At 53.2% G+C, this 17745-nt stretch carries 15 protein-coding genes; 10 read left to right on the plus strand and 5 right to left on the minus strand.

What is annotated here, in order from left to right; all coding sequences use genetic code 11:
• Positions 1-55 precede the first annotated feature (55 nt).
• The 4 genes from motA to cheW are packed head-to-tail and all read left to right on the plus strand — an operon-like array spanning position 56 to position 4452.
• Positions 56-943, plus strand: a complete 888-nt coding sequence (gene motA / locus HV334_RS10410; RefSeq protein ID WP_016153442.1) for a flagellar motor stator protein MotA — start codon at positions 56-58, stop codon at positions 941-943.
• Positions 940-1869, plus strand: coding sequence for a flagellar motor protein MotB (gene motB / locus HV334_RS10415; protein ID WP_016153441.1), 930 nt, complete (start codon positions 940-942; stop codon positions 1867-1869). Before motA ends, motB begins: the two co-directional genes overlap by 4 nt.
• Positions 1870-1873: 4 nt before the next feature.
• Positions 1874-3928, plus strand: coding sequence for a chemotaxis protein CheA (cheA, locus tag HV334_RS10420; protein WP_016156813.1), 2055 nt, complete (start codon positions 1874-1876; stop codon positions 3926-3928).
• Between the two features lie 20 nt (positions 3929-3948).
• Entirely contained in the window at positions 3949-4452 is a 504-nt protein-coding gene (gene cheW / locus HV334_RS10425) for a chemotaxis protein CheW (RefSeq protein ID WP_003034638.1), read from the plus strand.
• Between the two features lie 75 nt (positions 4453-4527).
• Here cheW and HV334_RS10430 read toward each other — a convergent pair whose 3' ends face one another.
• Positions 4528-5787: a dicarboxylate/amino acid:cation symporter gene (locus HV334_RS10430; RefSeq protein ID WP_016153439.1), complete on the minus strand. Its 1260-nt coding sequence runs from the start codon at positions 5785-5787 to the stop codon at positions 4528-4530.
• Between the two features lie 406 nt (positions 5788-6193).
• Here HV334_RS10430 and tar point away from each other — a divergent pair, with 406 nt between their 5' ends.
• Genes tar through cheZ form a run of 6 tightly spaced genes read left to right on the plus strand, consistent with a single transcriptional unit; the run spans position 6194 to position 12498 of the window.
• On the plus strand, positions 6194-7849 hold the full coding sequence (gene tar, locus HV334_RS10435) for a methyl-accepting chemotaxis protein II (RefSeq protein WP_181221641.1): 1656 nt from the start codon (positions 6194-6196) through the stop codon (positions 7847-7849).
• Between the two features lie 43 nt (positions 7850-7892).
• On the plus strand, positions 7893-9494 hold the full coding sequence (tap, locus tag HV334_RS10440) for a methyl-accepting chemotaxis protein IV (RefSeq protein WP_181221643.1): 1602 nt from the start codon (positions 7893-7895) through the stop codon (positions 9492-9494).
• Positions 9495-9513: 19 nt separating this feature from the next.
• Complete coding sequence (gene cheR, locus HV334_RS10445) at positions 9514-10386, plus strand: protein-glutamate O-methyltransferase CheR (RefSeq protein ID WP_016153436.1); 873 nt, start codon at positions 9514-9516, stop codon at positions 10384-10386.
• Entirely contained in the window at positions 10383-11432 is a 1050-nt protein-coding gene (locus HV334_RS10450) for a chemotaxis response regulator protein-glutamate methylesterase (protein WP_016153435.1), read from the plus strand. The genes cheR and HV334_RS10450 overlap by 4 nt, the downstream gene beginning before the upstream one ends.
• A gap of 18 nt (positions 11433-11450) precedes the next feature.
• Positions 11451-11840: a chemotaxis response regulator CheY gene (gene cheY, locus HV334_RS10455; protein WP_016153434.1), complete on the plus strand. Its 390-nt coding sequence runs from the start codon at positions 11451-11453 to the stop codon at positions 11838-11840.
• A 13-nt stretch (positions 11841-11853) separates the two neighbouring features.
• On the plus strand, positions 11854-12498 hold the full coding sequence (gene cheZ / locus HV334_RS10460; RefSeq protein WP_029139578.1) for a protein phosphatase CheZ: 645 nt from the start codon (positions 11854-11856) through the stop codon (positions 12496-12498).
• A gap of 103 nt (positions 12499-12601) precedes the next feature.
• Here the strand turns inward: cheZ and HV334_RS10465 are convergent, their stop codons facing one another.
• The 4 genes from HV334_RS10465 to HV334_RS10480 all read right to left on the minus strand — a co-directional run bounded on the left by HV334_RS10465 (position 12602) and on the right by HV334_RS10480 (position 17710).
• On the minus strand, positions 12602-13753 hold the full coding sequence (locus HV334_RS10465; RefSeq protein WP_181221645.1) for a fimbrial protein: 1152 nt from the start codon (positions 13751-13753) through the stop codon (positions 12602-12604).
• The gene (locus tag HV334_RS10470) at positions 13740-16298 is read right to left on the minus strand and encodes a fimbria/pilus outer membrane usher protein (protein WP_181221647.1); all 2559 of its coding nucleotides are present in this window, start codon (positions 16296-16298) and stop codon (positions 13740-13742) included. The genes HV334_RS10465 and HV334_RS10470 overlap by 14 nt, the downstream gene beginning before the upstream one ends.
• Before the next feature lie 5 nt (positions 16299-16303).
• Positions 16304-17011 carry a molecular chaperone gene (locus HV334_RS10475; protein ID WP_047502122.1) on the minus strand — a complete coding sequence of 236 codons (708 nt, stop codon included), beginning with the start codon at positions 17009-17011 and terminating at the stop codon, positions 16304-16306.
• Positions 17012-17107: 96 nt separating this feature from the next.
• Complete coding sequence (locus tag HV334_RS10480; RefSeq protein WP_049283062.1) at positions 17108-17710, minus strand: fimbrial protein; 603 nt, start codon at positions 17708-17710, stop codon at positions 17108-17110.
• Between the last annotated feature and the right edge of the window lie 35 nt (positions 17711-17745).

Genomic DNA, 17745 nt, shown 5'->3' on the forward strand with positions numbered 1-17745 from the left:
GAGTTAACTGCCCGACTGCGCATCCTGTCATAGTCAATTGCGAAAGGATGATGTCGTGCTTATCTTATTAGGTTACCTGGTTGTTATTGGTACAGTTTTCGGCGGTTACATGATGACCGGCGGACACCTTGGGGCACTCTATCAACCGGCTGAGCTGGTGATTATCGGTGGCGCGGGTATTGGGGCATTCATCGTCGGCAATAACGGGAAAGCCATTAAGGGGACGATGAAAGCCATCCCGATGCTTTTTCGTCGTTCAAAATACACCAAAGCGATGTATATGGATCTGCTGGCGCTGTTGTATCGCCTGATGGCCAAGTCACGTCAGCAGGGCATGTTCTCGCTTGAACGCGATATCGAAAACCCCAAAGAGAGTGAAATTTTCGCCAGCTATCCGCGCATTCTTGCTGATGCCGTGATGCTTGATTTCATTGTCGATTATCTGCGTCTGATCATCAGCGGCAACATGAACACGTTTGAAATTGAAGCGCTGATGGATGAAGAGATTGAGACGCACGAAAGTGAGGCCGAAGTCCCGGCCAACAGTCTGGCGATGGTGGGGGATTCATTACCGGCGTTCGGGATCGTGGCGGCGGTCATGGGGGTTGTCCATGCGCTGGCTTCTGCCGATCGTCCGGCGGCTGAACTGGGTTCGCTGATTGCACATGCCATGGTAGGGACATTCCTCGGTATTTTACTGGCCTATGGATTTATTTCTCCGCTTGCCAGCGTTCTGCGCCAGAAAAGCGCTGAAACCACCAAAATGATGCAGTGTGTGAAGATAACTCTGCTCTCCAATCTGAATGGTTACGCGCCGCCAATTGCCGTCGAATTTGGTCGTAAGACTCTGTATTCCAGCGAACGTCCATCGTTTATCGAACTGGAAGAGCATGTTCGTGCGGTGAGAAATCCAACTGCGCAGCAGACGACCGAGGACGCATGAAAAATCAGGCCCATCCCATTATCGTTGTAAAGCGACGCAAGCATAAAGGTCACGGTGGTGGGGCGCATGGTTCGTGGAAAATCGCCTACGCCGATTTTATGACCGCGATGATGGCCTTCTTTCTGGTGATGTGGCTCATTTCCATCTCTAGCCCTAAAGAATTGATCCAGATTGCCGAATATTTCCGTACGCCGCTGGCTACTGCGGTAACCGGGGGAAATCGTATTTCGAATAGCCAAAGTCCCATTCCAGGCGGCGGGGATGATTACACCCAGCAGCAGGGAGAGGTGAACAAGCAGCCGAATATCGATGATCTGAGAAAACGCATGGAACAAAGCCGCTTGAGCAAACTTCGCGGCGATCTCGATCAGTTGATTGAATCTGACCCCAAACTGCGTGCGCTGCGCCCGCATTTGAAAATTGATTTAGTTCAGGAAGGGCTGCGGATACAGATTATCGACAGTCAGAATCGCCCGATGTTTAAAACCGGTAGCGCTGAGGTGGAACCGTATATGCGCGATATCCTGCGAGCCATAGCGCCAGTGCTTAACGGCATTCCTAATCGAATCAGCCTCTCCGGCCATACGGATGATTACCCTTACGCCAATGGTGAAAAAGGGTATAGCAACTGGGAGTTGTCCGCCGATCGCGCTAACGCGTCGCGTCGCGAACTGGTTAGCGGCGGTCTGGATGATGGAAAAGTATTACGTGTGGTAGGTATGGCCGCCACGATGCGTCTGAGCGATCGCGGTCCTGAAGACGCTATCAACCGCCGTATTAGCCTGCTGGTTCTCAATAAGCAGGCGGAAGAGGCCATTTTGCATGAAAACGCTGAAAGCCAGAATGAGCCGGTAAGTGTCTTACAACAGCCAGCGGAACTCCCGCCGGCAAGCGTTCCCACATCGCCACCAGCCAATCCGAGGTGATAGCGTGAGCATGGATATAAGCGATTTTTATCAAACATTTTTTGATGAAGCTGACGAACTGTTGGCTGACATGGAGCAACACCTGCTTGATTTGGTTCCTGAAGCCCCGGATTCCGAACAGCTGAATGCAATTTTTCGTGCTGCGCACTCGATAAAAGGCGGGGCGGGCACCTTCGGCTTTACCATTTTGCAGGAAACGACCCATCTGATGGAAAACCTGCTGGATGAAGCGCGGCGTGGCGAGATGCAGCTCAATGCCGACATTATCAACCTGTTTTTGGAAACGAAAGATATTATGCAGGAACAGCTCGACGCCTATAAAAACTCAGAGGAGCCGGATGCCGCCAGCTTTGAGTACATTTGTAATGCGTTACGACAGTTAGCGCTCGAAGCGAAAGGTGAAACCGCACCGGCAGTCGTCAACACCGCAAAACTGAGCGTTGTTGACAGCGCTGCAATGCAGGAAGAGGCGGTTGCACAGCCTGAGTCCGCAAGCGAAGAGAGCAAGAAACGCATTATTCTCACGCGCCTGAAAGCCAATGAAGTGGATTTACTGGAAGAGGAACTGGGGAACCTGGCGACCTTAACCGATGTGGTGAAAGGGAGCGACACGTTGTCAGCAACGCTTGATGGCAACCTCGCAGAAGATGACATCATCGCGGTGCTGTGCTTTGTGATCGAAGCTGATCAGATTGAATTCGAAACCGTCAGCGCAGCGCCGGTAGCCGTTGAAACTGAAGCAGAAGCTGAAGCAGAAACGGTAGCCGTTGTCGCGAAGCCGCAGCCGGTTGCCGTTGCGCCAGCGGCGAAAGCCGCCGCCAGCGAAGCGCCAAACGGACGCGCGGAACGCGACAAACCCGCCCGTGCCAGCGAGTCAACCAGCATCCGCGTAGCGGTTGAGAAGGTCGATCAGCTCATTAACCTGGTCGGTGAGTTGGTCATCACCCAGTCTATGCTGGCACAACGTTCTAACGAACTGGATCCCGTCAATCATGGCGATCTCATCACCAGTATGGGGCAGTTACAACGTAACGCCCGCGACTTGCAAGAGTCGGTGATGTCGATTCGTATGATGCCCATGGAGTATGTGTTCAGTCGTTTTCCGCGTCTGGTGCGTGACCTGGCCGGTAAGCTGGGTAAACAGGTCGAACTGACACAGGTGGGAAGCTCAACCGAACTCGACAAGAGCCTGATTGAACGCATCATCGATCCGTTGACGCACCTGGTGCGTAACAGCCTCGATCACGGTATTGAACTGCCGGAAAAACGCCTTGAAGCCGGGAAAAGCCCAATCGGGAATCTGACGCTTTCCGCGGAGCACCAGGGCGGGAATATCTGTATTGAAGTCACTGATGATGGCGCCGGTCTGAACCGTGAACGAATCCTCGCCAAAGCTATCTCCCAGGGGATGCCGATCCACGAAAACATGAGCGATGACGAAGTCGGTATGCTGATCTTCGCCCCGGGCTTCTCGACCGCTGAACAGGTGACGGATGTCTCTGGCCGCGGCGTGGGTATGGATGTGGTGAAGCGAAATATCCAGGAGATGGGGGGGCATGTTGAGATCCAGTCCAAACAGGGACAGGGGACGACTATCCGAATTCTGCTGCCGCTGACGCTGGCGATCCTCGACGGCATGTCCGTGCGCGTGGCCGACGAAGTCTTTATTCTGCCGCTGAATGCCGTTATGGAATCACTGCAACCGCGCGAAGAAGATCTCCATCCGCTGGCCGGAGGAGAGCGCGTGCTGGAAGTGCGTGGCGAATATTTACCGCTGGTTGAGCTGTGGAAAGTCTTTGAGGTTGAAGGCGCAAAAACCGAAGCGACTCAAGGCATTGTGGTGATTTTGCAAAGTGCAGGGCGTCGCTACGCGCTGCTGGTCGATCAGTTAATTGGTCAACACCAGGTGGTCGTCAAAAACCTGGAAAGCAACTACCGCAAAGTGCCAGGTATTTCTGCAGCAACGATCCTCGGCGACGGCAGCGTCGCGCTGATTGTCGATGTCTCTGCATTGCAGGGATTAAACCGCGAACAACGTGTGGCGATCACAGCCGCCTGATTGAGTGAGAAGGGAATAATATGACCGGTATGAGTAATGTAACTAAACTGGCCGGCGAACCGTCAGGTCAGGAATTCCTCGTGTTTACGCTGGGGGATGAAGAGTACGGTATCGATATCCTGAAAGTGCAGGAAATCCGTGGGTACGATCAGGTGACGCGTATTGCTAACACGCCTGCGTTTATCAAAGGTGTCACCAATCTGCGCGGTGTGATTGTGCCGATTGTTGACCTGCGCGTGAAGTTTAGCCAGAGCGATGTGGATTACAACGAAAACACCGTGGTGATTGTGCTGAATCTGGGTCAGCGGGTGGTCGGGATTGTGGTCGATGGCGTCTCGGATGTGCTGTCGCTGACAACAGATCAAATCCGTCCGGCACCGGAATTTGCCGTAACGCTGTCGACGGAATACCTGACGGGACTGGGGGCGCTGGGTGACCGGATGCTGATCCTGGTTAACATTGAGAAGCTGCTCAATAGCGAAGAAATGGCGCTGCTGGATATTGCCGCCAGCCACGTCGCGTAACCGCTATACCGTATCCGGCCTACAATGATTGCGGTTGTAGGCCGGACACGCGTAGCACATCCGGCAGATTTCCCCTTACGCTTCCCGCTCAACCAGCTCCGGTTCTTCTTCCAGTAAACCTTCATCTTGTGCCAGCATCGCCGTTGCAATCCCGTTACCTAATACGTTGATTGCTGAACGTCCCATATCCAGGAAGTGGTCAATACCCATCAGTAACAGAATCCCGGCAACCGGAATATTAAAGCTCGGAATGGTTGCTGCCAGCACCACCAGCGCAGAACGCGGCACGCCGGCAATCCCTTTTGACGCCAGCATCAGCGTCAGCATCAGGACGGTGATTTCTGCAAAGGAGAGGTGAATGTTATAGGCCTGCGCGATAAACATCGAGGCAAATGAACAGTAAACCATCGAGCCGACCAGGTTAAATGAATAACCGATAGGCAATACAAATGACACGATGTTAGGCGAGCAACCAAATTTGGTTAATTGCTCCAGCGTTTTTGGATAGGCGGCTTCCGAGCTGCTGGTAGTAAATGCGACCAGAACCGGATCTTTCAGCATGCTTACCAGACGAAAAACCTCTTTTTTCAGCATGACATAACCGACCGCCAGCAGAACCAGGCAGGTCAGCAAAATAGCCACATAGTAGCCGCCGATGAACGACGCATAGTTAAGCAGGATCCCCAAACCCTGGGTGGAGATAACGGAGGAAATGGCGGCGAAAATGGCCAGCGGCGCAACGTACATCACGTAGCCAGTCACCTTAAGCATAATGTGGGAGACCACATCCAGCGCGGCAACCAGCGGGGCATTGAACTTCTCACCAAGGGATGCGCCACCAATACCGAAGAACATCGAGAACACCACAATTTGCAGGATCTCATTGTTGGCCATCGCCTCGGCTATGCTGGTTGGGATGGTGTGAGTCAGAAAACCTTTCAGGCTCATGCCGCTCACGGCCAGGCCGGTATCAGTGGCTTCCAGCGGGATCGCCAGGTTCAGGCCGCTGCCGGGTTGCTCAAGAGAAACCACAAACAGACCGACCAGAATAGACAGTATGGAAGAGCTGATAAACCAGATCATCGCTTTGCCGCCTACGCGCCCGATGGTGGACGTTTCCCCCAGGCGCATAATACCGACGGTCAGGGTGCTGAATACTAAAGGTGCGATCACCATTTTAATCAGGCGCAAAAAGATGTCGGTGAGAAGCGTAATATTATCGGCCCAGGCGGTCACTACGCCGGGGGCGGCATAAGAGTGGATCACCGCCCCTGACAGGATCCCCGCCAGCATGAAGATCACGATAAACAACGTGAGTTTGTTTGCATTTGCCACTAAAAAGCCCTCAGTAAGGATTTAACATTTATTGTTCGGTTACTCATTTTTTATATTTATTAATTGGTAACTAAGTATTCATCATATAAATTGAATTAAAGCGCCAGCTGATACAACTTTTTTTAATTTTTTATCCATTTTGTTGTGGTGCAGAGGATATGTATTTGTGATCCTTGTCACGAAATAATGACTGTTTCATCCAATATGACCGCGCCCACAGATAAATTTGAATGTTATTCACATGATAATTGTGACGTTTTTATGTGAATGATTTGTGGTTGCCGTACACCCGTCTTCCCCTCCTTCCGCGAGGCTTCACGTCCCTTCAGGATTTCCTTTTCGCAAACGTAAAGTTATCTCAGCGACTGCCGATAACGTTGATAACTCGTTTTCAGGAAGGTGCCTTATGTTTAACCGTATCCGCGTTGTCACAATGCTGATGATGGTGCTGGGGGTTTTCGCACTGCTACAGCTTGTTTCCGGTGGTCTGTTGTTTTCTTCATTGCAGCAGAATCAGCAAAGTTTTGTTATTTCTAACGATCTTCGACAGCAGCAAAGTGAACTCACCTCAACATGGGATCTGATGCTGCAAACACGTATCAATTTAAGCCGTTCTTCTGCACGCATGATGATGGACGCGTCCAACCAGCAAAGCAGCGCGAAAAACGATCTGCTGAAGAATGCGAAAGCATCGTTGGCGCAGGCCGAAACACATTACGCAAAATTTAAAAACATCACACCGTTACCCGAGATGGCAGAAGCCAGCGGTAACGTTGAGGAGAAATATCAGCAGTACCATGCGGCTTTAACAGAACTGGTTCAGTTTCTGGAGAACGGCAATATGGATGCCTATTTCGCGCAACCGACTCAGGGTATGCAAAACGCGCTCGGTGAGGCGCTGGGCAAGTACGCCAGCGTTAGCGAAAAGCTTTACGCTCAGGCATTCGATAAAAGCGCGCGGGATTACCATTTCGCCCAATGGCAGCTTGGCGTGCTGGCCGTAGTGCTGGTGCTGATTCTGGTGGTGGTGTGGTACGGCATCCGCCATACCCTGCTTAATCCTCTGTCTCGCGTCATTGCCCATATTCGGGAAATCGCCAGCGGTAACCTGACCGCGACCCTGGCCGTCAGCGGTCGTAATGAAATCGGCGAGCTGGCCAGTACGGTTGATCATATGCAGCGCTCGCTGACGGAAACCGTCAGCCTGGTACGTGAAGGTTCTGATGCGATTTATTCCGGGACCAGCGAAATTGCCAGCGGGAACACCGACCTTTCATCTCGTACTGAACAGCAGGCCTCTGCGCTGGAAGAGACCGCAGCCAGCATGGAACAGTTGACCGCAACCGTGAAGCAAAATGCGGACAACGCGCGTCAGGCCTCGCAACTGGCGAAAAGTGCCTCCGATACCGCACAGCATGGTGGCAAAGTGGTTGATAGCGTGGTGAACACCATGCACGAAATCGCCGATAGCTCGAAGAAAATCGCCGACATCATCAGCGTTATTGATGGTATTGCTTTTCAGACCAACATTCTCGCACTGAACGCGGCGGTTGAAGCGGCGCGTGCCGGTGAACAAGGCCGTGGCTTTGCTGTGGTTGCGGGCGAAGTGCGTAATCTGGCAAGTCGCAGTGCGCAGGCGGCGAAAGAGATCAAAGCGTTGATTGAGGATTCGGTTTCCCGAGTGGATACCGGGTCCGTATTGGTAGAAAGCGCAGGCGAAACGATGAACGACATCGTAAATGCCGTAACGCGGGTGACCGACATTATGGGCGAGATTGCCTCGGCCTCCGACGAGCAAAGCCGGGGGATTGATCAGGTAGCGCTCGCGGTATCCGAGATGGATCGCGTTACGCAGCAGAACGCCTCGTTGGTACAGGAATCGGCTGCCGCTGCCGCTGCTCTTGAAGAACAGGCCAGCCGCCTGACGCAGTCGGTGTCGACTTTCCGCCTTGCGTCACGTCCGGCGTCGGCTAAGCCGCGCGATACACGATTACCTGCAACGGCGGCCGCATCCTATCCGCGCCAGAACAATGAGCAAGATACGAATTGGGAAACATTTTGACTGATAGTTAAACCGCGGCCAGTGCCGCCCAATGGGAGCGTTGATGTTTAATCGTATTCGAATTTCGACCACGCTGTTTTTGATTTTAATCCTCTGCGGTGTTTTGCAGATTGGCAGTAATGGCTTGTCCTTCTGGGCATTTCGGGACGGTTTTCAGAACCTGAATCAGGTCGAACGAAGTAATCAGCAACGCGCTGCGCTGGCCCAAACCCGCGCTGTGTTATTACAGGCCAGTACGGCCCTTAATAAGGCAGGGACGCTGACCGCCCTGAGCTATCCGCCAGAGGATATCAACACGCTGATGACCCTCGCACGTGATAGCCTGGCGCAGTCTGAATTGATGTTTAAACGCTTTATGGCGACATCGGATACGACGGCACAAGGGAAGGCGCTGTTTGGCGCAACGGAGAAAAGTTACAGCCAGTGGCACAGCGCTCTCGCGCATCAGGCCACCTGGCTTGAAAACAATCAGTTGTCAGATTTTCTGACCGCGCCGGTGCAGGCTGCTCAGGATGCTTTTGATGCAAATGTGAATGCGTGGCAGAGCAACATCGATCGCGTGTTGCAAACGGCAGGAGAGCAGAGCCAGCGAAATTACCATATGTCGGGGGTGATTTTCGCCACCATGGTGGTACTGGCGGCACTGCTCACCAGCGGTGCGCTGTACTGGTCGCGCAAGATGATTGTCCAGCCGCTGGCTATCGTGGGCAGTCATTTCGACAGCATTGCCGCGGGTAATCTGGCCCGGCCAGTAGCGGTTTATGGGCGCAATGAGATCTCAGCCATTTTTGCCAGTCTGAAGAAGATGCAGCAGGCACTGCGTGAAACGGTAAGCGAAGTACGCCAGGGCAGCTCAGCCATGCATAGCGGCATTTCAGAAATCGCGATGGGCAATAACGATTTGTCTTCGCGCACTGAACAGCAGGCGGCCGCGCTGGCGCAAACGGCAGCCAGCATGGAACAACTGACCGCCACCGTAGGGCAGAATGCGGATAACGCGCGCCAGGCGTCAGGAATTGCCAAAAGTGCGGCAGATACAGCGCATAAAGGCGGCGAACAGACGTCCCGGGTCGCCAGCACCATGCATGAGATTTCCGCGAGCTCGCAGAAAATTGGCGACATCATCGGTGTGATTGATAGCATTGCCTTTCAGACCAATATCCTCGCGCTGAATGCTGCGGTTGAGGCCGCTCGCGCGGGTGAGCAGGGGCGTGGTTTTGCCGTGGTTGCGGGCGAAGTGCGCAATCTGGCAAGCCGTAGCGCACAGGCGGCGAAAGAAATTAAGGGGCTCATTGAGGAGTCTGTCACCCGAGTGCATCAGGGCTCGCAGTTGGTTGATATGGCAGCGCGCACCATGACGGAAATTGTCAGCTCGGTTACCCGGGTTAACGACATCATGGGCGAGATTGCTTCTGCTTCTGATGAACAGCGCAGAGGCATCGAGCAGGTGGCGCAGGCCGTCAGCCAGATGGACTCCGTGACGCAGCAAAACGCCGGGCTGGTGGAAGAAGCCGCATCCGCCACCGGACAACTTGCCATGCAGGCCGATAATCTTTCTGCCTGTGTCGCATTTTTTAAGCTTGAAGAGCAAACCGTAGCAAAACAAGAATTGGCACAGCCGCAGGTTGTGCCCGTTGTATCCTGAATGTGATTGAGAAGGCGCTATGACATCATCTCTGCCCCCTGGGCAAACGTCATTATTGTTACAGATGACCCAGCGCCTCGCGCTGTCTGACGCGCATTTTCGTCGGATATGTCAATTAATCTACCAGCGTGCGGGGATCGTACTGGCCGACCATAAGCGGGACATGGTTTATAACCGCCTGGTCCGCCGTCTGCGAACCCTGGGACTGGATGACTTTGGTCGCTATCTCAGCATGCTGGAAGCTAACCAGAACAGTGCTGAGTGGCAGGCTTTTATTAACTCTCTGACTACCAATCTGACCGCATTTTTTCGCGAAGGGCATCATTTTCCAGTGCTGTCAGATCATGCTCGTCGGCGCAGTGGTGAATACCGTGTCTGGAGCGCGGCGGCGTCAACCGGAGAAGAGCCGTACAGCATTGCGATTACGCTCGCCGATACCTTAGGTATGGCTCCGGGCCGCTGGCGTGTTTTTGCCAGCGACATTGATACCGAAGTTCTGGAAAAAGCCAGAAGCGGCATCTACCGCCTTGATGAGTTAAAGACGCTGTCACCGCAGCAGCTACAGCGTTATTTCATGCGCGGCACCGGACCGCATGAAGGACTGGTACGCGTTCGGCAGGAACTGGCGGGACATGTTGAATTTTCCAGCGTGAATTTACTGGATAAGCAGTACAACGTGCCAGGCCCCTTCGATGCCATATTTTGCCGTAACGTAATGATCTATTTCGACAAAACGACGCAGCAGGACATTTTGCACCGTTTTGTTCCACTTCTTAAACCAGATGGGCTGCTGTTTGCAGGTCATTCAGAAAACTTTAGCAACCTCGTGCGCGAGTTTAGCTTGCGTGGACAGACGGTGTATGCGCATGCGCCAGGTAAGGATAAAGCATGAGTAAAATCAGGGTTTTATCGGTTGATGATTCTGCACTGATGCGTCAAATCATGACCGAAATTATTAACAGCCACAGTGATATGGAAATGGTGGCGACGGCGCCGGATCCGTTGGTTGCCCGGGATTTAATCAAAAAATTCAATCCCGACGTCCTGACGCTGGATGTGGAAATGCCGCGCATGGACGGCCTCGACTTTCTTGAGAAGCTGATGCGACTGCGTCCGATGCCAGTGGTTATGGTCTCTTCGCTGACCGGTAAAGGTTCTGAGGTCACGCTGCGGGCGCTGGAGTTGGGGGCGATTGATTTTGTCACCAAACCACAGTTGGGGATCCGTGAAGGGATGTTGGCCTACAGCGAAATGATCGCTGAGAAGATCCGCACCGCGTCGCGGGCAAAACTGGCGGCCCACAAACCCATGACGGCACAGGTGACCTTGAAAGCGGGGCCGTTACTCAGTTCTGAAAAACTGCTGGCGATTGGCGCCTCAACCGGAGGAACAGAGGCAATTCGCCATGTACTCCAGCCATTGCCGCTTTCAAGTCCCGGTATTCTTATTACCCAACATATGCCGCCAGGATTTACCCGCTCATTCGCCGAGCGTCTGAACAAACTGTGTCAGATCACCGTGAAAGAGGCTGAGGACGGGGAGCGAGTGCTCCCAGGGCATGCGTATATCGCCCCTGGTGACAAGCATATGGAACTGGCGCGCAGCGGGGCGAACTACCAGATCAAAATTCATGATGGTCCACCGGTTAACCGGCATCGGCCTTCAGTGGATGTGCTGTTCCATTCGGTGGCAAAACATGCGGGGCGTAATGCCGTGGGAGTGATCCTGACGGGTATGGGCAACGATGGCGCCGCCGGAATGTTAGCGATGAACCAGGCGGGTGCCTGGACCATTGCGCAAAACGAAGCAAGTTGTGTGGTGTTCGGCATGCCGCGCGAGGCCATCAATATGGGTGGCGTAAGCGAAGTGGTCGATCTTAGCCAGGTAAGCCAGCAAATGCTGGCGAAAATCAGTGCCGGACAGGCAATACGTATTTGAATCAGGAGTTTATTTTTTATGGCGGATAAAGAGCTTAAGTTTTTGGTTGTGGATGACTTTTCCACCATGCGTCGCATCGTGCGTAACCTGCTCAAAGAACTGGGTTTCAACAATGTTGAAGAGGCTGAAGACGGCGTGGACGCGCTGAATAAGCTGCAGGCTGGGGGATTTGGTTTTGTCATTTCCGACTGGAATATGCCGAACATGGATGGCCTGGAACTGCTGAAAACCATTCGTGCTGATGGCGGAATGTCGGCCCTGCCGGTGCTGATGGTTACGGCGGAAGCGAAGAAAGAGAATATCATTGCGGCGGCACAGGCTGGCGCCAGTGGTTATGTCGTGAAACCGTTCACGGCGGCGACGCTAGAAGAGAAACTCAATAAAATCTTTGAGAAACTGGGCATGTGAGGGTGTGATAATGATGATGCAACCACAAATTAAACCTGCTGACGAACATTCAGCCGGGGACATCATCGCGCGCATCGGCAGTTTGACCCGAATGCTGCGCGACAGCCTGCGTGAACTGGGGCTGGATCAGGCCATTGCCGAAGCGGCAGAAGCGATTCCCGATGCCCGCGATCGTCTTGATTACGTTGTGCAGATGACCGCACAGGCGGCCGAGCGCGCGCTGAACAGTGTGGAAGCTTCGCAGCCGCACCAGGACGCGATGGAAAAAGGGGCCAAAGACCTGACCAAACGCTGGGATGAATGGTTCGAAAATCCGATCGAGCTGTCTGACGCCCGTGAACTGGTCACCGATACCCGCCAGTTCCTGGGTGATGTGCCAGGGCATACCAGCTTTACTAACGCTCAACTGCTGGACATCATGATGGCGCAGGATTTCCAGGACCTCACCGGTCAGGTCATCAAGCGCATGATGGATGTTATCCAGGAGATTGAACGTCAGCTGCTGATGGTTCTGCTGGAAAACATTCCAGAGCAGGGCGCTCGTCCAAAACGTGAAAACGAAAGCTTGCTTAACGGCCCGCAGGTTGACACCTCAAAAGCCGGCGTGGTGGCAAGTCAGGATCAGGTTGACGACCTGCTGGATAGCCTCGGGTTCTGATCCGTAGCGTTTTTATTTGCTGGCCCGGCAGGCGCTCGCCGCCGGGCATTCTAACCGATAACGGCTTGCGCGTTATCCGGCCTACAGATACCTATCGTTCTCTTTACTTAATATCCATTTTTACGGTGACGTTGCCTTCATATTTACCGGCTACCGGTTTCCTCTCGGTGGTGCTCACTGGGGCGGCGGTCATTTTAATTACGCCGTTGCCCTGTTCATCCAGGGTTATCGGGAAGTCAAACGAGCCATCGAGCTTGACGGCTGTATCGTTGTCGTCATACATCCTGACGCCGATATCGTCGCGGCCTAACATTTTGGCAATGTAGCCGTCGCTGCCGCTATTCCCGTGGTCGGCGGTTAGGGTCATTTTGATTTTGTCCTGATTATCTGTGGCGGGATTGTCACAATGGTAAGAGATATCGACCGATTTAATGCCATTAGCAGGCGGAACGCCTGGCGTGGTAAATGCGCTGGTAGTGAGAACCGGAAACTCAACCTCAATCTGACTCCCCGCGTTAATGGTGCAACTGAGCGGGGCGCGGAGAACGCCGCCGAGGCGAATCTCGGACACCTTCTCAGGTACGGTACAGCCGTTAGGATTGTTGCTGGAACCGTAGTACAGGCAGGCATAGTTTTCCACGACGGTTTGTGGCTGGAAAATCTCTTCACCAAACACCGGTTTTTTAAGATAGAAAGTGGCGGCAATGACATTCCACTGAAACTGGCGTTTTACCGTGCTGGCGCCGACAGGCCGGGTTTCATCACTGCATACGGATTGCTGTGATTCCGTGGATTTTGTGTTGGCGTCGGCATATTTCTTCATGGTCCGGTTGTGGGTGTAATCGGTAATGTCGATATTGACCATGTTATTACCATCCTGGTGATTGATGGCATCAGGATATCCTGCCAGCTTAACATCCAGCTTTTCGGTGAGGAAACCAACGCCCTCTCTTGAAGTCCCTGACGGTAATGGACTACCAGCAAAAGATATGGAATAAACAGTGGCCCCGCTGTCGATTGGCATGTTTGATGGGCAGCGACAGTTGGCGGTGATAGGCCCACCCGCAGAGACAATGTGTCCCGCATTGTGTGTCATTCCGGAAAGATTGTTGGCCGCCACGACGTCTTGTTCGATATGGGTCGTATAGATGCCCGGCGAGCTAAAGCAGCTTTGTAGTGGCGTAGCTGCGCAAGATCCTGCGGCGCTGAAGAGTATCAGACCGGCGAGCCCGCGCTTTTGGTTAAGGCTGAGCATGTTTTTTCTCCTGAAGACACTGTGCGCGCGTGTTACGTATTCCAGTTGGGTTGTTACTATCAGAATCGGTTGCCAGGGCCAGCGTTGCACGGCACTGCTGTTCTGGCCCATCGCCCCATTTCACTGTAATGGTCATGCCATCGGTGATACCTGCCAGGTAGAGCACACCGTTTTCATCGACAATACCGGTTTGTGTTTGCCCATCGACACTAGCAAACGCGCCAAAGGGGACGGGACTGCCGCTTTCACGCCGCAAGGTGACCAGTACACGATAACCAACCCAGGTGCTGAAATGGGCGGTGACGGCTGCGTTGCGGGTGGGAACCACGGTGACGACGGTGGCATTGGTATCGACATCATCCGGCAATGTGGTGGTGTCCAGCACAATGCGATTTTCCTGATAGGCGGAAAGGGATGGAATGATCGCGTTGCCAAAGCTATCGCTCTGCACGCCACGCTGATTCTGAAAGCGCAAGCCGGAAGCCTCATCGGTATCGACGATGGCAAATTCGCTACTTAACGGCTGTGCCAGGGTGACGCCGTGAGGATGCGCCACTACGGCGCCGCTGACGCTGTAGCTGATCTGTCGGGAATCGTCAGACGCATAATAATAGCCGCCGCTTAAGTTGGCGTACTGCGAGCGGTAGGTGCTGTAAATGCTGCTGTTATCCGTGCCGTCATGGTTGGTGTGGCTCTGCTGTAGTGAATAACTCAAGCGCTGGTCGTCAAGTAATGTGCCGCCCAGCCCAACATTCTGGTTGGTATCGCCGCGTTGGCTGTTGCTGATGTTATAGCTCGCCCAGCTATTCGGCAGCCAGCGGCTCAGCGGCACACTAAGGCTGAAGGAGACGATTCGATCGCTGTCGCTATCGTCATTTTTGCTGTAGGTATAGGCCAGATGGTAGCTGATGCCGTTGACGGTGGTGCTAAAGCCTGCGGATAAATTACGTTCTTTGCGTGAGGTTCCCCAGTAATCCTGTTGGTAGCCGTTAAGATACAGGCTGCTGGAGAAAATGCTTTGGCTGATGCTGGCCTGAATGCGGTTACGTTTATTGTACTGATAGCGCCAGTCATCATCGCCATTATCATCATCTATTCTCTGATTGGCATCAGCAAAGCTGTAATAGCCGCTGGTGGAATAACGATAACTGGCCAGTGTGATGTTGGTGTCGGTAGTTTCAATATTTTTGCTGTACAGCAAGCGGTAAGACTGCCCATCGTGCTGTTCACCGTTATCCAGCGTGGTTTTTGCCCAGGTGACATCTGCGGAAACAGATCCAATAGTGCCCAGCGCGATGCCGACGCCGCCAACGCCAGCCTGATAATCCTCCGCAGCCGTTAGCCCACCAAACAACGTGAAAATATTGTTCAGACCATAAATGGCGCTGCCCTGCACAAACATCGGCTCTTTGTCGCCGCTGTTGTTATTGGCACGATAACGGGCGGCAGTGACTTCATATTTTACCCGACCAGGGCGTAGCATGACCGCCACGCTGGAGTAGGGTTGGGTAAAGTGGCGCTCGCTGCCATCGGCTTCTTTAATCGTTACTTCCATGTCACCGCTGTTAGAGGTGGACGAGATATCGTTAATTTCAAACGCCCCTGGCGCGACGTTAGCCTGATAAATCAGGTAGCCATTTTGCCGCACGGAGACTTCAGCATTGCTGTTGGCAATACCGCGAATGGTTGGCGCGAAGCCTCGCTGGCTAAAGGGCAGCATATTCTCGTCGGAAGCGAGGTTAACACCCTGATATTGCACGCTGTCGAACACCTCACCACGGGTGCTGTTTTCACCAGCGGTGAACTGAGACTTGAGAAATTGTACGTCATGCTGAATATAAGTTTGCAGCGACTGCCAGGACTGCTCATCGTCGTTTTTGTCCCAGGTGGCATAATTACGCAACCGCCAGCCGCCGAGATTTAGCCCACTTTGTAGGTTCAGGTATTGGTTTTTGTCAGTGCCGCCATTGCCGCTGTCATTTTGCGAGCCAGAAAATGCATAGTTGGCAAACAGAACCGGCACGCCGTTGTCCCAGCGCGAAGGATCTACCGAGCCGCGGCTGTGTTCATCCAGCGCCGCCTGCGGCATACTGATACGCAGCATCATGGCGTTAAAATCGAAGATCGCCGTGGCTGCCGTAATGTACTCCCCCAGTGCTTTGGGCAGTGGTTTATCAGTGGGCAGTGCGGCCAGTTCGCTAAAGGCCTCCACGCGTACGCCCCAGTCGCGCAGCATCGCGGGGGTAATCTGCGGCTGTAATTCGCCGCTGGCGTCGTTGAGGTAGTTGATATCCTGCTGTTTTGAACGCTGCTTGTTAATCACAATCGTTGATGAGTAAGTCCCGGGGAGCTGCGCTTTATTGTTGGAAAACAATGATAGATCAACATCCTCGTGCAGCGCCGCATCGCCTTCCAGCCCGGTGGGTGGAAAGTAGTATTCGCGGGCGTACGGCTGAGTTGAGAACAAAAGCAGAACCGCACCTAGCGCTTGTAATAGCGGGTTGAGCCGCCAGTGTGGCTGGGGCTGTGTCAACGTTTTTACCATTCGAATTATCCCTTTGACAGCGAGGTAGTAAAGGGAGGGGTCGCGTTGCCGTAATCGCTAATACAGCGCCAGGTGACCGATTGCCCGTTGGCATTGGCCGGTAGCGGGATCTCCGCGCTGCTTTTTGGTGTCACCATGTCGGCTTTTTTAAGCAGTGTGCCACCCAGCTTCACAGAGTCGAAGATGCTGTGGAAAGCTCCCTCGTTGACCACGCGCAGGACGTTGCCGTTACGGCTAAAACGCAGGTTTTTGCAGTTTTCGCCCGGCGAACCTGCCAGACCTTTGGGGCGAAAGAACAGTTTGAGTCGGGTTTTATAAATCAGCCGGAGGACGTTTTTGTCGATACTGCCATCTTCTTTGGCGACGGCGGGTATCGTACGGACGTTAATGTAAAATAGTGACTCTTTGTCCTGGGCGACGGCTGCGCCTGACCAGGCGATACGCAGGTTTTGCTCTTTTTGCGGGTCAAGGCGAAACAGCGGCGGGGTAATAATAAAGGGGCCACGGGTTTTCCCGTCGCCGGTGTCGGTCCATGACTGAACCAGCCACGGTAATTCGTTATCCTCGTTAGCGAGCGATAATGCGACCTCTTTTTTATTGGCATCGTAAACGACACGGGTGCGACCAATACGAATACCTGCTGCATCGCAGGGAGCCACGGTGCTAATGATAAGAGGCAGCAGCAAAAAAGCAGATGAAATTATTTTACGCATCGCAAATCCCTGCGAAATAGCGAAAGAACCCGTTAAACAGAGCCAGTGGCGACTGGCTCTGTTTAATATTAAACAACGGTCTGTATTGCGGTGTGATTAACGATAGACAATATTCACGGTCATATCGGCGTCTGCCGCACCCGCGGTAGTGACCGCTGCGAAGGATTTATAGCGGGCATTAAACTCAGCAATAATGGCATCACCCGCTGTATCGGGCAGGTCGATATAGACCTGGCCTTCGGTGGCGTCCATCGTTAACAATGTCGTATCTGCACCCGCAGGTGAAACGGCAATACCCACACCGGTGGCAACTGGGTTATTGCCGCCAGGGTTTTCAGCCGCGGCGGTAATCGCGCTGACATCCAGTAAGCTGGAGCTGCCTGTTAACGCGTGGGTGCCTTGAAAGGTGAGTTGCACTTGTGGCAGACCTGTGGTGGCAACCGGGCAGTTTTTCAGCACAATAGTAAACGGTTTCAACGGCGACTCGGTACCTACGTTGCCTTCGTTAAACAACGACGTTGGATAAGTCCCTAAAGGAACGGTGCTATCGGTATCTGTATCGCCCTCAATGACACAACTTGGCTCTATCAGTTCACCGGTGAAATGAATCTTTCCGGCATTGGCTTCATCAGCGAATGCACTACTGGTGGTCGCCATCGTGAGAATGACTGCGGATATTAATTTATAACGTAACTTCATGTTAACAAACTCCATCTGTTAATAATATTATTAAT

Source organism: Citrobacter sp. RHBSTW-00944, assembly GCF_013615435.1.
GTDB lineage: Bacteria > Pseudomonadota > Gammaproteobacteria > Enterobacterales > Enterobacteriaceae > Citrobacter > Citrobacter braakii.